Here is a 20,172-nt window from a genome sequence, read left to right as displayed (position 1 = left end):
AAAAAGGTGCCGCGAACGGCACCTTTCTGTACTACAGGCAGCTTCTGCTGAAGCTTAGAAGCGGTGACGCAGACCGACCGTAGCAGCCGTCTGGTTCTTCGACGACGAGGTCGGAACCGTGTTGTCGCCGCTGTAGATCGAAGCCACGCCGCCGTCGCCCATTGCGTGCTGGTACACAGCCTGAGCGTAGACGTCGGTGCGACGCGACAGCGAGTAGTCAGCCTGCAGGCCGATCTGGTGGTAACGCGTCTTCATGTCGTTACCGTCGGCGTTGATGCCGTAGCCGCGTGCGTCGGTGAACGTGTACGCAACGCCGAGAGCCATCGCCGGGGTCACGTTGTACTTGCCGTTGATTTCGTAGTTGTTGGTGTGGCCTTGACGCTGACCAGCTGCTGCACCAACCAGGTTGTCGACGCGCGATTGCGTCCAGGCCACGCCGACCAGCGCCGGGCCGAAGCCGTACGAAGCGCCTGCGCCGAATTGACGCTGACGGAAGTTGCCCGTCAGGACGCCCGAGGTGTTCGCCAGAACGCCGTCCGATGCGCCGCTGGTGTTAGCAGCCGGGTTGTTTTGCTGAGCGTAGGCAGCACCGAGGTGCAGGCCTTGCCACTGGTAAGCAGCGCCCAAGCTGTACTGACGGTTGTTGGCGAAGCCACCAGCCTGGTTCGAGAAGCCGTACGTGCCGCCGAACGTGAAGCCAGCGTAGTTAGCGCTCGAGTACTTGATCGAGTTGTTGACCGACAGACCACCGTTGGTGTTCAGGTTGTCGTTGTTGAACGGGTGCGCGAAGTACGTGCCGCCCCAGCTGCCCGTTGCGGTCAGCGGTGCGAGGTAGTCCTGCGCCGCGTCGTACTGGCGACCCAGCGTGACCGTACCGAATTGCGCGCTCGACAGACCGACGAAGGCCTGACGGTTGAACATGCCCTTGTTGTTAGCGAACTGGCCGTTGTTGATGTTGAAGCCGCTTTCCAACGTGAAGATTGCCTTCAGACCGCCGCCCAGATCTTCCGAGCCACGCAGGCCGAAGCGGCTCTGGTCGATGCCGCCGCTGTTTGCTGCCCACTTGGAGCTGCCAGCAACGTTGCTGGTGTAGGTCAGACCTGCGTCGATCAGACCGTACAGGGTCACGCTGCTTTGTGCGTGAGCGACCGAAGCGAACGATGCGGCAGCCGCAACGACGATGAGACTCTTTTTCATGGGAACTCCAATTCGAAAAATTTATACGGGGAGCAGGACCTGCCTCAGCAGCCGATGCATCGCATCCGCCGCCGCCCGCTTGGCCGACCCGTTCGGATCGACCGGGCACCCTTGAAGCGAAGCGTGAGTGTAGGGGGACACCCTGGTATCGACGCCGACAATTCACGCAACAGGATTTTTCGAATTTCGCAACAATGTTGGAGTCGATGGGGATAACTTCTTGTTTTTCCAACGTTTATCGCAAGATCTAAGTGCCGGATCGGCAGCCCCAGTCAAAACGAATTTGCAACGCGCCAATATTCGAAGTTGTGCGTTTGCAACAGTGTTTTAATACGCGTGACGTAATCGGGTCGGAGCAAATCGACGAAAAAGCAGTCGATATTTGTGGTAATCGAATGGCTCGAATGACGGTTTTCCGCGTTGTTTTAAATTTACGTTGAGCTCAAGGGAACTTAATGGGGTTAATGCAGTCTTCCTGGCTCATGTGGCAATTAATCGTTTCGAGCGAGAACGATTAACTCGTCGAATCGACAAGACCGCCTATTCACCTGGTCTTTATTGGCCAACGTAAACAGTTGCTGCCACTCCCTGGCAGCACAACGGTCTTAGCCTATCGCGTCGACTCAGCATTCACTATTGAGACACCGCCATTGCGGCGGTCTTCTGATTTCACGCTTTAGCAAGCCCCCTCTGTCACGTCTCTAAAGATGCACTCGCGACCACTCGAAAAAGCCTTCAGCACGGGCATTGCCCGGAGGTGAATTGCGGCGCCGGCCGCCGCGTGACAAGACCCGCGCTGAAAGCGGACGGCGTGCATCAACAGGCCTTCCACATTCAATTAACGGCCGGTCGGCACCCGCATTTACACGGAGTTTCCCTGATTACGCGCGATCAGCGCTTATGGCTTGCGGGGAGCGCGCTCGAGCGCCTCCTCGTCCTCGGGCGAGGAACCCGGAGCGAGCGGGTCGGTATCGGGCGGCGTGTCGGGCAATGGACGCGGCTGGCCGTCGGATTCTTCGAGCGGCTGATTCGGAGGCGCGACGGGATCGATGGTTGGGTCGGTTTGCATGACGGCCTCCACGTGGACGGGAACTTCTCCCTACGTTGGATGCGCAACGGCTATTCCTGCGATCGCTGGCAAGTTCGCCGGCGGCGGCGCCTGTAGAAGTTGCGCTGGCTCGAAACCGAAATTGCAACGCCCGACGCCTCAGTGACGTTCGAAGCGCGAATCCCCCACCTCATCCGACGAAGCCGTGAGGAACGGCTCCAGCCCGAATAGCCACGCGAAGCAGAATGCGACCCGCGTCAGTGCTCGCACTGATGGCTGCGGCGGGTCTTCGTTGGCGTCATCGAGCGACGCGGGCGACGCGGCTGGCAGGGGTTGGGGCGGGATTAACTCGGCTGCGCTGTGGTCGGTTCGCATGATCGTTCTCGTTATTGGATAGGGCGTGGAAGCCGAGTCGGAGCAAGCGACATGCCAATGAGTGTCGCGAAACACAGGCAGCCGAAGGCCGCCCAAAAACAAAAAAGGGTTCCGGAATTCGGAACCCTTTCTTCAATACTTTGGTGGGCCGGGTGGGGTTCGAACCCACGATGTCCTTTCGGAGGTGGATTATGAGTCCACTGCCTGCAACCAACACGGCGTCCAGCCCAAGAAAAAGACCCGGTCGTGAAGGCCGGGCCCGTTTCGTCGATTGGCCGACATACTACACGAAAAAGGGGCCTCCGCAACCGCTTCGCTTCCGCGAAACGACCGGGAGGCCCCTTTAATCGCATCATTTGCGGCGAGCCGCGGCCGTCGACGTCAATTGCCTTCGAGGAACGACTTCAGCTTGTCCGAACGGCTCGGATGACGCAGCTTGCGCAGCGCCTTCGCCTCGATCTGACGAATCCGCTCACGCGTCACGTCGAACTGCTTACCGACTTCTTCGAGCGTGTGATCGGTGCTCATCTCGATACCGAAACGCATGCGCAACACCTTCGCTTCGCGCGGCGTGAGCGAGTCGAGCACATCCTTCACGACGTCGCGCATGCTCGCGTGCAACGCCGCATCCGCCGGGGCGACCGTGTTCGTATCTTCGATGAAGTCGCCCAGATGCGAATCGTCGTCGTCGCCGATCGGCGTTTCCATCGAGATCGGCTCCTTCGCGATCTTCATGATCTTGCGGATCTTGTCTTCCGGCATTTCCATCTTCTCGGCCAGCGTTGCCGGGTCCGGCTCGAGACCGGTTTCCTGCAGAATCTGGCGCGAGATGCGGTTCATCTTGTTGATCGTTTCGATCATGTGAACCGGAATCCGGATCGTGCGCGCCTGGTCGGCGATCGAACGCGTAATGGCCTGGCGAATCCACCACGTCGCATACGTGGAGAACTTGTAGCCACGACGGTATTCGAATTTGTCCACCGCCTTCATCAGGCCAATGTTGCCTTCCTGAATCAGGTCGAGGAACTGCAGACCGCGGTTCGTGTACTTCTTCGCGATCGAGATCACGAGACGCAGGTTGGCCTCGGTCATCTCGCGCTTCGCCTGACGCGCCTTCAGTTCGCCGGCCGCCATCTGACGGTTGGTTTCCTTCAGGTCCTTCAGCGGCAGCACCACGCGCGCCTGCAGATCGAGCAGACGCTGCTGCTGTTCGCGAATCGCCGGAATGTTGCGCGTGAGGATCGCGCTATATACATGCCCCTCGGCTACGATCTTGTCGGCCCATTCGAGGTCCGTCTCGCTGCCCGGGAAACGCGCGATGAATTCCGCGCGCGGCATGCCGCACTTGTCGACTACGGTATGCAGGATCTGACGCTCGACCTGGCGCACTTCATCGACCTGCGCGCGCAACGTGTCACACAGACGCTCGACGGTACGCGCGGTGAAGCGGATCGTCATCAGCTCGTTCTGGATGGTTTCCTGCGCCTTCAGGTACGACTTGGACTTGTAGCCTTCCTTCTCGAACGCGCGACGCATCTTGTCGAACCATTCGCTGATCAACGCGAATTTTTCGAGCGACGCGCGCCGCAGCGCTTCGAGTTGCGCGGCGTTGGCGGTGGCTTGCGCCGAGCCGTCGTCCTCTTCCTCGTCCTCTTCGTCCTCTTCCTCGGCTTCCTCGTCTTCGTTCTCGATCGCTTCCGCTTCCTGGGCGGAGAAGCCGTCGGCGTCTTCCGCGTCGGCGTCGATCAGACCGTCGACGAGTTCGTCGATGCGCACTTCGTCATTGGCGACGCGCTCGGCCATCGCGAGGATGTCGGCGATCGTGGTCGGGCACGCGGAGATGGCCATCACCATGTGCTTCAGGCCGTCTTCGATGCGCTTGGCGATCTCGATTTCGCCTTCGCGCGTAAGCAGCTCGACCGTGCCCATTTCGCGCATGTACATGCGCACGGGATCGGTGGTGCGGCCAAATTCGGAGTCGACGGTGGACAGCGCGACTTCGGCTTCCTCTTCGACTTCATCGTCCGACGAAGCCGCGGGCGCGTTGTCGTTGAGCAGCAGCGTTTCAGCGTCAGGGGCCTGTTCGTAGACCGCGACGCCCATGTCGTTGAACGTGCTGATGATGCCTTCGATCGCCTCGGTCTCGGTGAAGTTGTCCGGCAGGTGATCGTTGATTTCAGCGTACGTGAGGAAGCCGCGCTCCTTGCCGAGTTTGATCAGCGCGCGCAGCTTGGAGCGACGCTCCTCGAGCTCCTCCACCGTGCCAGGCTGCGACGACGCGAACGCATCCTTCAGCAGCGCTTTTTCCTTTGCACGACGGTCGCGAGCCTTGACCTTTTCCACCTTGCCCGGTGCGGCGGCAGCGGTTTCTTCGGCCTGGGTTGCATCGTCATCGACGGGTACTTCATTCAGCTTTTTCGTCATGGAGTTCGCCGTACCGGCTGTAGTCTCGACCCCCGGCTGTTGGACAACAGCCGGATGAACCGTGGATACTGAAGTCACGCGCGCTGCCGCATCGTCCTTAACGGCAGCCGCTTCCCTTGCGCTTCTGACACCCGCCCGCTTGGCAGCCGGCGGTGCTACAGCTTTCGCCGCCCGAACCGGTGCGGCCTGCGCGGCCGCAGTGGTCGACGACTTCTTCCCGGCAGCTGGTGCAACGCTGACAGCTGACGTCCTTTTGGCGGATGCAGTCAGCCTGGCTTCGGTAACTTTTCCGGTGCGCTCTTTAGCGCGTGAGCCAGTTGTCTGATTTCCGCCTGTCGTCTTTGCCATCGCATCGCCTTTCGCCTTTGCTAGGAAAACCCTTGAAAAAACAAACCGCTAGAAACTTTTGATTATAGCACCCGAGGTTTTGCCCTCTCCGCTACAGACCGAGTTGACGCTTCATGTCGGCCCGCTTCCGGTTGAGCTCCGAAAACTCGGCAAACTCTTCCGGCGTATGTCGTGACTGTCGCGAAAGCTGTTCGAGACGATCGCAATAAGCGTCGTATCGCATCTTCAAAATTGCGGCCTTCAACTCCTCGCCGACGATTCGTTCCTGCTCGCGCCGTTCCTCGATGACGGCCGCGTCCTGCGGGTCTTTCAGCAGCAAATCCCGGACGTTTTCATCATAGTCTAGAATTTTGCGAAAGATTTCCTCGAAAGTTGGGGCGTTCGCGCCATTTCGCAAGAGATCTGACAACAACTGGAACGCCGCCGAATCGCCGAGGGCGCGCGCGTGCGTCGTCACTTCCGCGAACAGTTCGCCGTGCCGGGTCACGGTGAGCAGCGCCTCTTCGGCCTCTTCGTCGAGCATCGCGACCGTGCGCGGATACATCACTAGGTTGCGCAGCGTCTTTTCCTCGATTCCGGTCACGCTGCGGCGGTCCTTGCGGGCCGGCGCCTCGCGCGCCGCAGCCGCAATCCGGGCATCGACTTCGCAAAGCGCCGCGACTTCGCTGAACGGCACATCGAGCCGGTCGGCGAACATATGCATGATCTGCGCTCGCAGCGCGTTGGCCGGCAACGCCTGCAGCAGCGGCTTCGCGTCGAACAGCGCGCGGGCTTTGCCCTCGGGCTGATCGAGCTCCTTGCCGGTCAGTACCTCGTTGAGCATGAACTGCGACAGCGGCATCGCCCGTTCGACCTGCTCGGCGAAAGCCTCGGTTCCGAACTCGCGCACGTAGCTGTCGGGATCGTGCTCGCTCGGTAGGAACAGGAAACGGATCGTGCGGTTGTCGGCGGCATGCGGCAGGCACGCATCGAGCGCACGGCGCGCTGCACGCCGGCCGGCCGCGTCGCCGTCGAAACTGAAAATGACCGTGTCGGTCTGGCGCATCAGTTTCTGCACATGAATCGGTGTGCAAGCGGTGCCGAGGGTCGCGACCGCGTTCTGGAAGCCCAATTGGGCCAGCGCAACCACGTCCATATAACCTTCGACGACCAGCACGTAATGTTGCTCTCGAATCGCCAGACGCGCCTCGAACAGCCCGTACAGCTCGCTGCCCTTGTTAAATAGCGGCGTTTCGGGCGAATTCAAATATTTCGGCTCGCCGCCGTCGAGCACGCGGCCGCCGAAGCCGATCACCTGCCCTTTGACATTGCGGATCGGGAACATGATCCGCTCGCGGAAGCGGTCGTAGCGGCGGTTCTGACCCTGCGCGTCCGACTTTTCGCTGACGATCACGAGGCCCGCTTCGACCAGCGCGTCGTCGCGATAGTTCGGGAACGCCGCCTCGAGGTTTTGCCAGCCTTCGGGCGCATAGCCGAGACCGAAGCGCGCGGCGATTTCGCCGGTCAGACCGCGCTTTTTCAGATACTGGATCGCGCCCGGCGCACCGCGCAGTTGCTTGCGGTAGTAGTCACAGGCGATCTGCATGAGATCGGACAGCGCTGTGGTGACAGCCTTCGACGCCGCCGGCACGTAGCCGCCGCCAGCTCCGCCACCACCGCCATATCCGGGCGAAGGCTCGTTCGGCATGGTGAGACCGACCGATTGCGCGAGCTCGTTGACCGCTTCGGGAAACGACGCCCCCACGTGTTCCATCAGGAAACCGATGGCCGTGCCATGCGCACCGCAGCCGAAGCAGTGATAAAACTGCTTAGTCGGACTAACCGTAAACGAGGGACTCTTCTCGTTGTGAAACGGGCACAGCCCCATGAAGTTCGCGCCGCCCTTTTTCAGCTGCACATACCGGCCGACCACGTCGACGATATCGACGCGGTTGAGCAGGTCCTGCAGGAATGACGGTGGGATCACAGTAAATAACGCTGCCTGGAAAGCTTCAAAATCCAAGCCCGGAGTCCGGGCTCGACACCGCGGCCAAGCCCCGCGCCTCGCCTTCCGGAGGGGCGCGCGACCCGGACAAATCGACAGGGTTACTTCGCGAGCGCGGCCTTGACCTGCGCGGAGACGGCGGTCATGTCGGCGCGGCCGGCCAGCTTCGGCTTCAGCACGCCCATCACCTTGCCCATGTCCTGCGGGCCGGCAGCGCCAGTCTGCGCGACCGCCGCCTGCACTTCGGCAACGATTTCCGCTTCGGACATCTGCTCGGGCATATAGGCGGAAAGAATGGCCAGCTCAGCCTTTTCCTTGTCCGCGAGATCCGTGCGTCCGGCGGCCTCGAACTGGCTGATCGAATCTTTGCGCTGCTTGATCATCTTGTCGACCACGGCGGTTATGCCGGCATCGTCGAGCGTGACCCGCTCATCGACTTCACGCTGCTTGATCGCGGCGAGCAGCAGGCGGATCGTACCGAGACGCTCGGTCTCGCGCGCCCGCATGGCAGCTTTCATATCGTCGTTGATCCGGTCCTTGAGACTCATCACTCACCTGAATTGCGTTGAAAAGTTGAAAAACCGGCCGGTCGATGGCGGCGATACCGCCGCATCAGCACGAAAACCCGCTTGGGACTTCTTCCTCAAGCGGGTTGGCGCAATATGCGTAGTGGATGCGACCCTGCCGGCTGGCCCGATGGGCCGGGTTTGCCGTGATGGCACTGTGGTGCCGCCATCGGCTGGGATGCTGCCGCGCCGCGTACAGCGGGGCAACGCCAGAATCAGTAGAGCTTTTTTGGCAGCATCTGGCCACGCAGACGCTTGAAATGACGCTTCACCGCCGCCGCTTTCTTGCGCTTGCGTTCGGCTGTGGGTTTCTCGTAAAACTCGCGAGCGCGAAGTTCCGTCAGTAAGCCGTTTTTCTCCATGGTGCGCTTGAAACGGCGCATGGCGACTTCGAACGGCTCATTGTCTTTTACGCGGATAGTCGTCATTTTTCAATAACGGAACTTTGTAAAGGTTCAGGAGTATAGCAGAGCTTTCTCACAAAGCCATTGCGCCGTCAAGCCCCCCGGGCATATTGGGCGGCCGCCTCTCCGGCCGCGACACCCGACGCCCACGCCCACTGGAAGTTGTAGCCGCCGAGCCAGCCGGTCACGTCGAGCGCCTCGCCGATGAAGTAGAGGCCCGGCACCCGCGCGCTCATCATCGTCGTCGATGACAAACCGCGCGTATCGACGCCGCCGCGCGTCACTTCGGCCTTGCGATAACCCTCGGTGCCGTTCGGCGTGAGCGTCCAGCGCGACAGCGCCTCACCGATGCGGCGCAGCGACTTGTCCGGCAAATCGGCGACGCGGGCCTCGGCGGCCACCTGGTGCGTGTCGAGCCACACGTGCGCGAGCCGCTGCGGCACCCACTCCGACAGCAGATTGCCAATCTGCCGCTTAGTGCCGTTTTTCGCGTCGATCAGCGCGACCGCGGCGTCGCGCTCCGGCAGCAGATTGATGTGAATCGGCTCGCCGGGCTGCCAGTAGCTCGATATCTGCAGCACCCCCGGACCCGACAGGCCGCGGTGCGTGAGCAGCAGATCTTCGGTGAACTCCGCGCCGGTCTTCTTATTGCCGGTCGACAGCTGGACTTCGAGCGACACGCCCGACAGCGCCGCAAACGGCTCCCAGTCGGCGGGCGCGCAGGTCAGCGGTACCAGCGCGGGGCGCGTGTCGATCAGCTTGTGGCCGAACTGCTTGGCGATTCGGTATGCGAAATCGGTCGCGCCGATCTTCGGGATCGACAGACCGCCCGTAGCGATCACGAGCGCACGGGCGGCGATCGTGCCCGCCGTCGTGCCAAGCAGGAACCGCCCTTCTGCGTCCTGGCGCACTTCTTCGACGGACAGCGGCGTGCGCCATGCAACGCCACCGGCGTCGCACTCGTTTTTGAGCACGTCGATGACCGCGTCGCTCGACTGATCGCAAAACAGTTGGCCCTTGTGCTTCTCGTGCCATGTCACGCGATGCTGCTTCAGCAGCGCCATGAAGTCGCGCGGCGTATAGCGTGCAAGCGCCGAGCGGCAAAAATGCGGATTCGCCGACAGATAATTGGCCGGCCCCGCATACAGATTCGTGAAGTTGCAGCGGCCGCCGCCGGAAATGCGGATTTTTTCCGCGAGACGCTGCGAGTGGTCGATCAGCGCCACACGCCGACCAAGTTGACCGGCAACTGCAGCGCACATCATGCCGGCCGCGCCCGCGCCGATCACCGCGATATCGAAGGATTCCATGGGGCCGCATTGTACCTGCCGGGCCCTCGCGCCCATGCCCGTGCGCAGCCGGCCGCCAGCGGCCGCTTGTGCGCGCTGGTATACTTTCAGGCTTACCTTTTACTTTCGGACGCGCGTCGCGCGCGCCCGTCCCAAGCGATTCATCATGCTCGTTCTCGGCATCGAAAGCTCCTGCGACGAAACCGGTCTCGCGCTCTACGACACGGAGCGCGGCCTGCTCGCGCACGCGCTGCATTCACAGATTGCGATGCATCGGGAGTACGGCGGCGTCGTGCCGGAGCTTGCATCGCGCGACCATATCCGCCGCGCGCTGCCGCTGCTCGAAGAGGTGATGGAGCGCGCTGGCGTCGCGCGCGGCGACATCGACGCGATCGCCTACACACAAGGGCCCGGGCTCGCAGGCGCGCTGCTGGTCGGCGCGAGCGTCGCCAATTCGCTGGCGATGGCGCGGAACAAGCCGACCGTCGGTATTCACCATCTCGAAGGGCATTTGCTGTCGCCGCTGCTCGTCGACGAGCCGCCGCCGTTTCCATTCGTCGCGCTGCTGGTGTCGGGCGGCCATACGCAGCTAATGCGCGTGACGGACGTCGGCGTCTACGAGACGCTCGGCGAAACGCTCGACGACGCCGCCGGCGAAGCCTTCGACAAAACCGCCAAGCTGCTGGGCCTCGGCTATCCGGGCGGCCCGGAAGTCTCGCGCATGGCCGAGTTCGGCACACCCGGCGCGGTCGTGCTGCCGCGCCCGATGCTGCATTCCGGCGACCTCGATTTCAGCTTCAGCGGCCTGAAGACCGCCGTGCTCACGCACGCCAACCGGCTGGGCGGCGCAAACATCTGCGAGCAGGCCAAGGCCGACCTCGCGCGCGGTTTCGTCGATGCCGCCGTCGAAGTGCTGGTGGCGAAATCGCTCGCCGCGCTCAAGCGCACGAAGCTGAACCGGCTGGTGGTGGCGGGCGGCGTCGGCGCGAACCGGCAGTTGCGCGAAGCGCTGTCGGCCGCCGCGCAGAAGCGCAATTTTTACGTGCACTATCCCGACCTGTCGCTGTGCACGGACAATGGGGCGATGATCGCGCTGGCCGGCGCGCTGCGTCTGCAACGCTGGCCCGAACAGGCCGTCAACGACTACGCGTTCACCGTGAAGCCGCGCTGGGATCTGACGTCGCTCGCGCACTGAACCGGAGCCGCAAGACGATAAAAAAGCCGCTTTAAAAGCGGCTTTTTCATGGGTTCAATGCATTTGCAACGAACGGCATAGACCGACACAGAACGTATCAGGCCAGGCGCTTGTCCTGCTCAATCACCGCATAAGCGCTGTGATTGTGAATCGACTCGAAGTTCTCGGCTTCGAGCACATACGCGACGATGCGCTCGTCGGCATTCAGACGCTGGGCAACGTCGCGCACGAGGTCTTCGACGAACTTCGGATTTTCATACGCGCGCTCGGTAACAAACTTCTCGTCCGGACGCTTGAGCAGACCCCACAGCTCGCACGACGCTTCTTCCTCGGCGATGCGGATCAACTCTTCGACAGCGACGTCGCCGATCAGCTCGGCATCGATCGTCACGTGCGAGCGCTGGTTGTGCGCGCCGTACTGCGAGATTTTCTTCGAGCACGGGCAAAGGCTCGTGACCGGCACCAGCACCTTCAGAAACAGCCGCGTCGCGCCATGGCGGGTCTCGCCGGTCAGCGTGACTTCGTAGTCGAGCAGGCTCTGCACGCCCGACACCGGCGCGGTCTTGTTCACGAAGTAAGGGAATGACACTTCGATGCGGCCCGCCTCGGCCTCGAGCTTATCGAGCATGGCCGCGAGCATCGTGCGGAACGTGGCCGGTTCGAGCGGCGCCTTGTTCTCTTCGAGCAACGCGACGAAGCGCGACATGTGCGTGCCCTTCTGCTCGGCCGGCAGATGCACGTCGAGATTCCACGTTCCGACCGTTGGCTGCACTTCACCGGCTTGCGTGCGGACCGTCAACGGATGACGCACGCCCTTCACGCCGACCCGCTGGATCGGAATCTGGCGCGTGTCGGGGGTGCTTTGCACGTCGGGCATCACGAAGGCGGGATTCATCTGATTCATTCTTTTGTCCTTTCTGGAAAGCGCCTGGCTGCGTCAAGGTCTCGCTGCATCGGCGACCATCGCGCAGCGAGCTCGAAGCGCCCAGCGGCCGTGCAGATCAGCGCGCGCAACGGCGAACGCCGGCTGCCGCCGGCGTTGGGTGACGGGCCGCAGGACCCGTCGATTCAAACTGGAGATTGCCGAAGCCGCCGTCGCATGACGGCGGCATGAGTCGTACCGCGGCGGCACGACAGGCGACAGCGCCTTAAGCGACGCGCTTCACCGACGACTGACCGCCGACCGCGCCGCTTGCGAGGAAGCGTTCGCGAATCGACCGGGCGATACCCGCGGCGTCGAGACCGCACGCGGCGAGCAGCTTGGCCGGGTCCCCGTGATCGATGAACCGATCGGGGAGGCCCAATTGTAGTACGGGGCGCATAACCCCACTTGCGAGCAGGGCTTCGACGCAGGCCGAACCCGCGCCACCCATGATGCAGCCTTCCTCGACGGTGACGATCGCGTCGTGCGTCTCGGCCAGCTTGCGCACGAGTTCGGTGTCGAGCGGCTTCACGAAGCGCATGTTCGCGACGGTGGCGTCGAATTGCTCGGCGGCCGCGAGCGACGGCGCGACCATCGTGCCGAACGCGAGAATCGCGATGCGCTTGCCAGCCGGCGCCGACGTCTCGCGACGCAGTTCACCCTTGCCGAGCGGCAACGCGGCCATCTGCTTGACGGTTGCGACACCGGTACCCGCGCCGCGCGGGTAGCGCACAGCGGTCGGATGCGACTGCTGCAACGCGGTGTACAGCATCTGACGGCACTCGTTTTCGTCCGACGGCGCCATCACGGTCATGTTCGGGATACAACGCATGAACGCTAGGTCGTACGCGCCCGCATGCGTCGCGCCGTCCGCACCGACGAGACCCGCGCGATCGATGGCGAACACCACCGGCAGGTTTTGCAGCGCGATGTCGTGAATCAACTGGTCATACGCGCGTTGCAGGAAGGTCGAATAGATCGCGACGACCGGCTTCATGCCGTCCGCGGCGAGGCCGCCCGCGAACGTCACCGCGTGCTGCTCGGCGATGCCGACGTCGAAGTAACGATCCGGGAAGCGCTTTTCGAACTCGACCATGCCCGAGCCTTCACGCATCGCCGGTGTAATGCCGACCACGCGCGAGTCGAGCTCGGCCGCATCGCACAGCCATTCGCCGAACACCTGCGTGTAGGTCTTCTTCGACGGCGTCGCGGCCGGCTTGATGCCCTCGGCCGGGTTGAACTTGCCCGGGCCGTGGTACAGCACCGGATCGGCCTCGGCCAGCTTGTAGCCCTGGCCTTTCTTCGTGACCACGTGAAGGAATTGCGGCCCGCGCAGTTCCTTGATGTTTTGCAGCGTCGGGATCAGCGAATCGAGATCGTGACCGTCGATCGGCCCGATGTAGTTGAAGCCGAACTCTTCGAACAGCGTGGCCGGCACAATCATGCCCTTCGCGTGCTCCTCGAGCTTGCGCGCGAGATCGAGCACCGGCGGCGCAACCCGCAGCACGCGCTCGACGCCCGCACGCGCGGCCGCGTAGAAGCGCCCCGACATCAGACGCGCGAGATGGCGATTCAGCGCGCCGACCGGCGGCGAGATCGACATGTCGTTGTCGTTGAGGATCACGAGCAGCGGGACGTCGTCTTCGACGCCCGCGTTGTTCATGGCCTCGAAGGCCATGCCGGCCGTCATCGCGCCGTCGCCGATAACCGCGATACCCATGCGATTGTCGCCCTGCAGCTTGCTCGCGATCGCCATGCCGAGCGCGGCCGAGATCGACGTGCTCGAGTGCGCGGTGCCGAAGGTGTCATATTCCGATTCGTCGCGTTTCGGGAAGCCCGAGATGCCGCCCAACTGACGCAGCGTGTGCATCTGGTCGCGACGACCGGTCAGGATCTTGTGCGGATAGGTCTGATGGCCTACGTCCCAGACGATCCGATCGTGCGGCGTGTCGAACACGTAATGCAGCGCGATGGTCAACTCGACCGTGCCGAGGTTGGACGAGAGATGGCCGCCCGTCTGCGATACGCTGTCGAGCACAAAGGCGCGCAACTCGTCGGCAAGCGGTTGCAATTGACGGCGATCGAGGCGGCGCAGGGCTGCCGGGTCGTCGATGGTTTTCAGCAAGTCGTACATCGTCGTTCCATTGTAGGAAAACTTACGCGCCCGCACTTCATTCATGCACCCCGGGGATGGAGGGTGCGCGGCGGCGGGCTTTCGCGTTCAGCTGACCCGGTTCACCACCAGGTCGGCCAGTTCGGCAAGACGCTGTGCGCGAGCGCCGAACGGTGCAAGCGCCGCGTGAGCGTCGCTGCGCAGTTGCGCCGCGAGCGCGCGCGACGCGTCGAGCCCGATAATCGGCACGTAGGTCGGCTTGCCGTCCTTCGCGTCCTTGCCGGCGGTCTTGCCGAGCGTTGCGGAGTCGGTCGTGACGTCGAGAATGTCGTCGACGACCTGAAACGCGAGACCGACCGCGGCGGCGTAGGCGTCGAGCGAAGCCAGAGCCTGCGCGTCCGGCGTCTCGCCAGCCAGTGCGCCCATGCGCACGGCCGCGCGCAGCAGCGCGCCGGTCTTCATGCGATGCATGGTCTCGAGTTGCGGGCGGGTCAGCGTGTGGCCGACGCTCGCCAGATCGATGGCCTGCCCGCCGCACATGCCGATCGAGCCGCTGGCGAGCGCGAGTTCGCGCACGAGCGAGGCCTGCTGCGGCTGGCCCAATACGTCGGACGTGAGCACGACGAATGCCTGCGATTGCAGCGCGTCGCCGACCAGCAGCGCGGTCGCTTCGTCATACTTGACGTGGACCGTCGGCTTGCCGCGGCGCAGTTCGTCGTCGTCCATGCAGGGCATGTCGTCGTGCACGAGCGAGTACACGTGGATCATTTCCAGCGCCGCCGCCGCCGCATCGAGGCGTTCGGCGCGCGCGCCGGTCAGCTCGCCGGCCGCGTGGCACAGGAGTGGCCGCACCCGCTTGCCGCCACCCAGCACCGCATAGCGCATCGCCTCGTGTAGCTTGGCGGGTTCGGTCGTCTCGGCCGGCAGATAGTGTTCCAGAGCCGTTTCGACGCGTTCGAGCACCGAGCGCGTCCATTGTTCGAATGTCATAGGTCGTCCCCGCTCTCAGTCGCGGCTGTGCCTGCGGTATTCATGGGCAGCGGCTTGAGGGTCTCGCCATCGAGGACCCGCACCTGCTGCTCGACCTTTTCGAGCTGCTGTTGACAGAATGCGACAAGTGCCGCCCCGCGACGGTAGGCGGCCAGCGATTCCTCGAGGCTCAGGCTGCCGCCTTCCATGCGCGCAACGAGCTCTTCCAGCTCCGTCTGCGCTGCCTCGTAATTCTCCGGCAGCGGCGCGCTGTCGCCGCTTTCGGCTGGCGCGGCGGCGGAATCGTTCGATGCGGTCTTCGCCATGAATAGTCGCAAAATTAAAACAAGTCGGACATTCTACGGCAAAAGCGACATTTTCGATCCGCTCGAAGGCCTGCGCTCCGCCGTGCCACCTTGCTTCGAGCCTGTCCGATGTCCACCTTTGCCCCGCTTCGACCCTGAAGTCTCGCAGAAAAAAAGCTCGAGGTCTGCGGCGAAAATGCCGAACTTTCTTGACATTTTTAACCCAAATCAGGGACTTAAGTGTCCCTGTCACAGGGAAACGGGTATAATCGCGGGCTCCCTAAATCGAATCTTCGATGGTTGGGTTGTTCACTGCTTTCACGTCTTCATCGGGAGTGGGAATGTCCAATCTGAGCAATGCATTGCAGTTGCGGTCTGTTCACAGCCAGCTGCCAGTCACGGCTTACTTTGACGAAGCGCTTCTTACGCGCGAAATCGACACCCTTTTCAAGAAAGGCCCTCGCTACATCGGCCACGATCTCATGGTGCCCGAAGCGGGGGATTATTTTGCCTTGCCCAGCGAACGCGAGGGGCGGGTACTCGTCCGTAACCAGCAGTCGCAAGTTGAGTTGCTGTCGAATGTGTGCCGCCACCGGCAAGCCATCATGCTCAACGGCCGCGGGCAGACGCAGAACATCGTCTGTCCGCTGCATCGCTGGACGTACGACCTGAAGGGCGAGCTGCTCGGCGCGCCCCATTTCGCCGACAACCCGTGCCTGAACCTCGGCTCCACGCCGCTGCAGAACTGGCAGGGTCTGCTGTTCGAGGCGCAAGGTCGCAACGTCGCGAAAGATCTCGCACGCCTCGGCACCAAGCGCCACTTCGACTTCTCGGGCTTCATGTTCGATCACGTCGAAGTCCACGAGTGCAACTACAACTGGAAGACCTTCATCGAGGTCTATCTGGAGGACTATCACGTCGCGCCGTTCCATCCGGGCCTCGGCAGCTTCGTCAATTGCGATGATCTAACCTGGGAGTTCGGCGACTGGTACAGCGTGCAGACAGTCGGTGTGCACAAGGCGCTCGAGCAACCGGGAAGCCCGACGTATCGCAAGTGGCACGATGAAGTGCTGCGCTTTCGCGACGGCAATCCGCCCGAGTTCGGCGCGATCTGGATGGTGTACTACCCGGGCATCATGATCGAGTGGTATCCGCACGTGCTGGTGGTGTCATGGCTGATTCCGCGCGGTCCGCAGAAGACCACCAACGTGGTGGAGTTCTATTACCCCGAGGAAATCGCGCTGTTCGAGCGCGATTTCGTCGAAGCCGAGCGCGCCGCCTATATGGAGACGGCCCGCGAAGACGACGAGATCGCCGAGCGCATGGACGCCGGCCGTCTCGCGTTGATGGAGCGCGGCGAGTCGCAGGTCGGTCCGTATCAGAGCCCGATGGAAGACGGCATGCAGCACTTCCATGAGTTTCTGCGGCGCGAACTCGGCACGATCTGATCCGCGCCGCGCGGCGCATCGATCGACTCAAGGAAAGACGGGCTTCGACCCGTCTTTTTTTGTTTAGACTAACGACATAGACCGGCGATTGCGCCAACCGCGTGAACGACGCGGCCCGCAGCCGCCATCGCCCGTATCGAGGAGACGCTCATGCCCCACACTCATTACACCACCCTGATCTCCGCGACCAATCTTGCCGAGCGGCTCACGGCCGCGCCGGGCAGCGTGTTCGTGATCGACTGCCGGTTCGACCTCGCCGATACCGACGCGGGGGAGAAAGCCTGGCTGGCTGGCCATCTGCCGGGCGCGCACTATCTGCATCTCGATCGCGATCTGTCCGGGCCGAAGAACGGCTCGAACGGCCGGCATCCGCTGCCCGATCGCGCGCGGCTCGTCGAAACGCTCGAGTCGCGGGGGCTGAAGCAAGGTCAACAGGTCGTCGCATACGACGCGCAAGGCGGCATGTACGCGGCGCGCGTCTGGTGGCTGTTGCGCTGGCTCGGCCACGACGCGGTCGCGCTGCTCGACGGCGGGCTGCAGGCATGGGAAGCGGCCGGCCAACCGCTGACGCAGGCTGTACCGGCGCAGAACACCGGCGACTTCAAGGCGGCCGCGCCGCTCGCGGTGACCATCGATAGCCAGGCGATCGAGCGCAACCTCGACTCGAAGGAGCGAATCGTCGTGGATGCGCGCGCGCCCGATCGCTATCGCGGCGAAAACGAAACGCTCGACCGCGTCGGCGGCCATATCCCGGGCGCGCTGAACCGCTTCTTCAAGGACAACCTGACCGCCGACGGCCGCTTCAAGCCGGCGCACACTCTGCGCGAGGAATTCCATGCGCTGCTCGGCGACACGTCGCCGGAGCACGTGGTGCTGCAATGCGGCTCGGGCGTGACCGCCTGCGTGAATTCGCTCGCGATGGAGGTTGCCGGCCTGCATGGCTCAGCGCTGTACCCGGGCTCGTGGAGCGAGTGGAGTTCCGATCCGAAACGGCCGGTGGCGACCGGAGCGAACCCCTGAGCACTTGCCGCGGCGAGTCGTCATCAGACAAAAAGGCCGTTGCCGATTCGAAGCGGCAACGGCCTTTTTTTATCGGATTTATCGCTAGAGAAACAAACACATGAGGGTTTCAAGCAACCCCATGTTGCTTGAACCACACGAGCGTGCGACGCCAGCCATCCTCGGCATCGGCCTTCTTGTAGCTCGGACGGTAGTCGGCGAAAAACGCGTGACCTGCGTCGTCATAAACGACGAACTGCGAGCCGCGTCCCGCTTGCGGCCCTTGCGCGATCGCCTGCTTCATCTGCTCGAGCGTGTCCTGCGGAATGCTTTGATCCTGGCGTCCATACAGGCCGAGGACGGGCGCATGCAGGTCGGCGACGAGATCGAGCGGATTGGCCGGCGTCATCGCATTCTTCGCGCCGGTCACGCGACCATACCAGGCGACGCCCGCCTTCACGCGCGGATTGTGCTCCGCATACAGCCACGAGATGCGCCCGCCCCAGCAAAAGCCGTTCACGCCGAGCCGGTTCAGGTCGCCGCCGTTCTCGCCGGCCCACGCGGCGGCCGCGTCGAGGTCAGCCAGCACCTGCTCGTCGGGCACTTTGCTGACCAACTGCTCGTTGAGTTGCTGCATGCTCGTGTAGGCGGTCGGGTCGCCCTCGCGCTCGTACAGATTCGGCGCGATCGCCAGATAGCCCTGCTTCGCGAAGCGCCGGCACACGTCGGCGATATGCTCGTGGACGCCGAAGATTTCATGCACGACGAGGATCACCGGCAGATGCGTCTTGCCCTTCGGCTGCGCGCGATAGGCCGGTATCAGCGTACCGCCCGAATGGAACGCCACTTCCCCTGCTTCGAGGCCGTCGCTGTCGGTATGAATGGTCTGCGCCGAGACTGGCAGCACCGCTGCCGCGAAACCAGTGCCGAGCGCCGCCTTCATGAAGGTGCGCCGATCGAAGGAAACGTGCGGAATCAGACAATCAACTTCAGGCTTCAGCATGGGGCGCTCCTCGAAGAATTGTTAGAGGCAACAGGATACGCCTTGCGCGCATCCCGTTGCAGATTCAACTGAGCAGAACGTCCGCCCGCGCCGATGCAGTCAGTGCAGCTTGACGCGCGGCAGCGTGGTACGGCGCAACCAATGCGCGAAGGTGTCGAGCATCATGCGCGGATAGCCGTGCAGCGCCGCGATATGCAGCCGGTACAGCGACATGTACATGAAGCGCGCGAACAGCCCTTCGATCAGCATATTGCCGCCGATCACCCCGCCCATCAGATTGCCGACCGCGCTGAAGTGTCCGAGCGAGACCAGCGAGCCGAAGTCGCGATAAGTGAACTCCGGTAGCGGCCTGTTCTCGAGGCGCGCCGCCAGTCCCTTCAGCAGAAAGCTCGCCTGCTGATGCGCGGCCTGCGCGCGCGGCGGCACGTTGCGCTCGTTGCCCGGCCACTCGCAGGCCGCGCAGTCGCCGAGCGCGAAGATGTTGTCGTCGACCTCGGTTTGCAGCGTGCGGCGCACCACCAGCTGGCCGAGCCGGTTGACCGGCAAGCCGTCGAGCTGGCCGAGCACCGCCGGCGCCTTGATGCCCGCCGCCCACACGGTCAGGTCGGCCCGCACTGTGTGACCGCTCGCGGTGCGGATGTAGCCCGGCGCAACCTCGGCCACGGTCTCGCCGATCATCAGCTTCACGCCGAGCTTGGTCAGCAGTTCGGCGGTGGCCGTGGAAACGCGTTCCTGCAACGCGGGCAAAATGCGCGGCCCCGCCTCGATCAGCACGATGCCGACGTCATGCCGCGGATCGAGCTTGTGCAAGCCATATGCGGACAGCACCTGGGCGGTATTACGCAACTCCGCCGATAACTCGACCCCCGTCGCGCCGCCGCCGACAATCGCCACCTGAATGCGCGGCTCGCTGGACGTCCACGTGCCGGGTCCCGGTCGCGACTCGACGGGCTGGTGCGCCTGATGTTCGGCGCGCATGCACGCCGCGATGAGCCGCTTGCGGAAACGCTCTGCCTCGCTAACCGTATCCAGTGCAATCGAGAATTCGGCCGCTCCCTTGACGCCGAAGAAGGCCGTGGTACTGCCGATCGCGATGACCAGCGTGTCGTACTCGAGCACACGTTCGGGCAGCAGTTCCGCGCCGTCGTCGTCGAGCACGGTGCCGAGCGTGATGCGCCGGTTCGCGCGGTCGAGTGCGGTCAGATCGCCTTGCTGGAACTCGAAGCCATGCCAGCGCGCCTGCGCCGCGTAAGGGAGCTCCTGCGTGAACGGGTCCATGCTGCCCGCCGCCACTTCGTGCAGCAGCGGCTTCCAGATATGCGTCGGAAAGCGATCGACCAGCGTGACCTGGGCCTGCGCGCTGCGCCCCTTCTTGCCGGCCCCGTAGCGATCGCCAAGACGCGTCGCCAGTTCCAGTCCTCCCGCACCTCCGCCAACGACGATAAATCGATGCATTGCACTTCTCCGTGTAGCCGATGAATTATCTGTCGCGACGCGGCGCATGAATGCGCCGTCCTGAACCGATTGTCCTCGACCCGCCAGGGAAGTCACAAGTGACCAATACCCATGTGTGACATGCGCAC

At 63.2% G+C, this 20,172-nt stretch carries 17 protein-coding genes and 1 tRNA gene; 3 read left to right on the top strand and 15 right to left on the bottom strand.

What is annotated here, in order from left to right:
• Positions 1-54: 54 nt before the first annotated feature.
• From ACLFKU_RS09040 to ACLFKU_RS09000, 9 genes are all read right to left on the bottom strand, one after another.
• Positions 55-1,197: a porin gene (locus ACLFKU_RS09040; RefSeq protein WP_410848821.1), complete on the bottom strand. Its 1,143-nt coding sequence runs from the start codon at positions 1,195-1,197 to the stop codon at positions 55-57.
• Between the two features lie 898 nt (positions 1,198-2,095).
• Complete coding sequence (locus tag ACLFKU_RS09035; protein WP_368584106.1) at positions 2,096-2,266, bottom strand: hypothetical protein; 171 nt, start codon at positions 2,264-2,266, stop codon at positions 2,096-2,098.
• A 138-nt stretch (positions 2,267-2,404) separates the two neighbouring features.
• Positions 2,405-2,620: a hypothetical protein gene (locus ACLFKU_RS09030; RefSeq protein ID WP_368584107.1), complete on the bottom strand. Its 216-nt coding sequence runs from the start codon at positions 2,618-2,620 to the stop codon at positions 2,405-2,407.
• A 141-nt stretch (positions 2,621-2,761) separates the two neighbouring features.
• A tRNA-Ile gene (locus tag ACLFKU_RS09025) sits at positions 2,762-2,849 on the bottom strand.
• 152 nt (positions 2,850-3,001) lie between these two features.
• Complete coding sequence (rpoD, locus tag ACLFKU_RS09020; RefSeq protein WP_368584108.1) at positions 3,002-5,392, bottom strand: RNA polymerase sigma factor RpoD; 2,391 nt, start codon at positions 5,390-5,392, stop codon at positions 3,002-3,004.
• A 91-nt stretch (positions 5,393-5,483) separates the two neighbouring features.
• Positions 5,484-7,358: a DNA primase gene (gene dnaG, locus ACLFKU_RS09015; RefSeq protein WP_410848820.1), complete on the bottom strand. Its 1,875-nt coding sequence runs from the start codon at positions 7,356-7,358 to the stop codon at positions 5,484-5,486.
• Positions 7,359-7,477: 119 nt separating this feature from the next.
• Positions 7,478-7,924 carry a GatB/YqeY domain-containing protein gene (locus tag ACLFKU_RS09010; RefSeq protein WP_176378918.1) on the bottom strand — a complete coding sequence of 149 codons (447 nt, stop codon included), beginning with the start codon at positions 7,922-7,924 and terminating at the stop codon, positions 7,478-7,480.
• 233 nt (positions 7,925-8,157) lie between these two features.
• On the bottom strand, positions 8,158-8,370 hold the full coding sequence (gene rpsU, locus ACLFKU_RS09005; RefSeq protein ID WP_008919901.1) for a 30S ribosomal protein S21: 213 nt from the start codon (positions 8,368-8,370) through the stop codon (positions 8,158-8,160).
• A gap of 68 nt (positions 8,371-8,438) precedes the next feature.
• On the bottom strand, positions 8,439-9,656 hold the full coding sequence (locus ACLFKU_RS09000) for an NAD(P)/FAD-dependent oxidoreductase (RefSeq protein ID WP_410848819.1): 1,218 nt from the start codon (positions 9,654-9,656) through the stop codon (positions 8,439-8,441).
• A 145-nt stretch (positions 9,657-9,801) separates the two neighbouring features.
• Between ACLFKU_RS09000 and tsaD the strand changes: the two genes are divergently transcribed.
• Positions 9,802-10,830 (top strand): tRNA (adenosine(37)-N6)-threonylcarbamoyltransferase complex transferase subunit TsaD, encoded by a 1,029-nt coding sequence (gene tsaD, locus ACLFKU_RS08995; protein WP_410848818.1) that lies wholly within the window; start codon positions 9,802-9,804, stop codon positions 10,828-10,830.
• 97 nt (positions 10,831-10,927) lie between these two features.
• Here tsaD and folE2 read toward each other — a convergent pair whose 3' ends face one another.
• The 4 genes from folE2 to ACLFKU_RS08975 form a co-directional block, all read right to left on the bottom strand.
• Positions 10,928-11,734 carry a GTP cyclohydrolase FolE2 gene (gene folE2, locus ACLFKU_RS08990; protein ID WP_368584111.1) on the bottom strand — a complete coding sequence of 269 codons (807 nt, stop codon included), beginning with the start codon at positions 11,732-11,734 and terminating at the stop codon, positions 10,928-10,930.
• Between the two features lie 244 nt (positions 11,735-11,978).
• Positions 11,979-13,886, bottom strand: coding sequence for a 1-deoxy-D-xylulose-5-phosphate synthase (dxs, locus tag ACLFKU_RS08985; protein ID WP_410848817.1), 1,908 nt, complete (start codon positions 13,884-13,886; stop codon positions 11,979-11,981).
• 87 nt (positions 13,887-13,973) lie between these two features.
• On the bottom strand, positions 13,974-14,855 hold the full coding sequence (locus tag ACLFKU_RS08980) for a polyprenyl synthetase family protein (RefSeq protein WP_410848816.1): 882 nt from the start codon (positions 14,853-14,855) through the stop codon (positions 13,974-13,976).
• Positions 14,852-15,160 (bottom strand): exodeoxyribonuclease VII small subunit, encoded by a 309-nt coding sequence (locus tag ACLFKU_RS08975; RefSeq protein ID WP_090808406.1) that lies wholly within the window; start codon positions 15,158-15,160, stop codon positions 14,852-14,854. Before ACLFKU_RS08975 ends, ACLFKU_RS08980 begins: the two co-directional genes overlap by 4 nt.
• Positions 15,161-15,480: 320 nt before the next feature.
• Here ACLFKU_RS08975 and ACLFKU_RS08970 point away from each other — a divergent pair, with 320 nt between their 5' ends.
• Both ACLFKU_RS08970 and ACLFKU_RS08965 read left to right on the top strand, forming a co-directional pair.
• Positions 15,481-16,587 (top strand): aromatic ring-hydroxylating oxygenase subunit alpha, encoded by a 1,107-nt coding sequence (locus ACLFKU_RS08970; protein WP_368584114.1) that lies wholly within the window; start codon positions 15,481-15,483, stop codon positions 16,585-16,587.
• A gap of 150 nt (positions 16,588-16,737) precedes the next feature.
• Positions 16,738-17,607, top strand: coding sequence for a sulfurtransferase (locus ACLFKU_RS08965; protein WP_410848815.1), 870 nt, complete (start codon positions 16,738-16,740; stop codon positions 17,605-17,607).
• 109 nt (positions 17,608-17,716) lie between these two features.
• Here the strand turns inward: ACLFKU_RS08965 and ACLFKU_RS08960 are convergent, their stop codons facing one another.
• Positions 17,717-18,589 (bottom strand): dienelactone hydrolase family protein, encoded by an 873-nt coding sequence (locus ACLFKU_RS08960; protein ID WP_368584116.1) that lies wholly within the window; start codon positions 18,587-18,589, stop codon positions 17,717-17,719.
• A gap of 99 nt (positions 18,590-18,688) precedes the next feature.
• A complete protein-coding gene (locus tag ACLFKU_RS08955) occupies positions 18,689-20,044 on the bottom strand; it encodes an NAD(P)/FAD-dependent oxidoreductase (protein WP_410848814.1) in 1,356 nt (451 codons plus the stop codon).
• Between the last annotated feature and the right edge of the window lie 128 nt (positions 20,045-20,172).

The organism is Paraburkholderia sp. EG304 (assembly GCF_046543485.1).
Lineage (GTDB): Bacteria > Pseudomonadota > Gammaproteobacteria > Burkholderiales > Burkholderiaceae > Paraburkholderia > Paraburkholderia youngii.
Note: the sequence above shows the minus strand (reverse complement) of the source record. Positions and strands in the feature narration are given on the sequence as shown.

What these genes read in the sequence shown, in the direction of transcription:
- ACLFKU_RS09000 (WP_410848819.1), bottom strand. Translation starts at nt 9,656, where the DNA reads ATGGAATCCTTCGATATCGCGGTGATCGGCGCGGGCGCGGCCGGCATG.
- dxs (WP_410848817.1), bottom strand. Translation starts at nt 13,886, where the DNA reads ATGTACGACTTGCTGAAAACCATCGACGACCCGGCAGCCCTGCGCCGC.
- rpoD (WP_368584108.1), bottom strand. Translation starts at nt 5,392, where the DNA reads ATGGCAAAGACGACAGGCGGAAATCAGACAACTGGCTCACGCGCTAAA.
- rpsU (WP_008919901.1), bottom strand. Translation starts at nt 8,370, where the DNA reads ATGACGACTATCCGCGTAAAAGACAATGAGCCGTTCGAAGTCGCCATG.
- ACLFKU_RS08975 (WP_090808406.1), bottom strand. Translation starts at nt 15,160, where the DNA reads ATGGCGAAGACCGCATCGAACGATTCCGCCGCCGCGCCAGCCGAAAGC.
- ACLFKU_RS08970 (WP_368584114.1), top strand. Translation starts at nt 15,481, where the DNA reads ATGTCCAATCTGAGCAATGCATTGCAGTTGCGGTCTGTTCACAGCCAG.
- ACLFKU_RS08980 (WP_410848816.1), bottom strand. Translation starts at nt 14,855, where the DNA reads ATGACATTCGAACAATGGACGCGCTCGGTGCTCGAACGCGTCGAAACG.
- ACLFKU_RS09030 (WP_368584107.1), bottom strand. Translation starts at nt 2,620, where the DNA reads ATGCGAACCGACCACAGCGCAGCCGAGTTAATCCCGCCCCAACCCCTG.
- tsaD (WP_410848818.1), top strand. Translation starts at nt 9,802, where the DNA reads ATGCTCGTTCTCGGCATCGAAAGCTCCTGCGACGAAACCGGTCTCGCG.
- ACLFKU_RS09040 (WP_410848821.1), bottom strand. Translation starts at nt 1,197, where the DNA reads ATGAAAAAGAGTCTCATCGTCGTTGCGGCTGCCGCATCGTTCGCTTCG.
- ACLFKU_RS09010 (WP_176378918.1), bottom strand. Translation starts at nt 7,924, where the DNA reads ATGAGTCTCAAGGACCGGATCAACGACGATATGAAAGCTGCCATGCGG.
- ACLFKU_RS08960 (WP_368584116.1), bottom strand. Translation starts at nt 18,589, where the DNA reads ATGCTGAAGCCTGAAGTTGATTGTCTGATTCCGCACGTTTCCTTCGAT.
- ACLFKU_RS08955 (WP_410848814.1), bottom strand. Translation starts at nt 20,044, where the DNA reads ATGCATCGATTTATCGTCGTTGGCGGAGGTGCGGGAGGACTGGAACTG.
- folE2 (WP_368584111.1), bottom strand. Translation starts at nt 11,734, where the DNA reads ATGAATCAGATGAATCCCGCCTTCGTGATGCCCGACGTGCAAAGCACC.
- ACLFKU_RS08965 (WP_410848815.1), top strand. Translation starts at nt 16,738, where the DNA reads ATGCCCCACACTCATTACACCACCCTGATCTCCGCGACCAATCTTGCC.
- ACLFKU_RS09035 (WP_368584106.1), bottom strand. Translation starts at nt 2,266, where the DNA reads ATGCAAACCGACCCAACCATCGATCCCGTCGCGCCTCCGAATCAGCCG.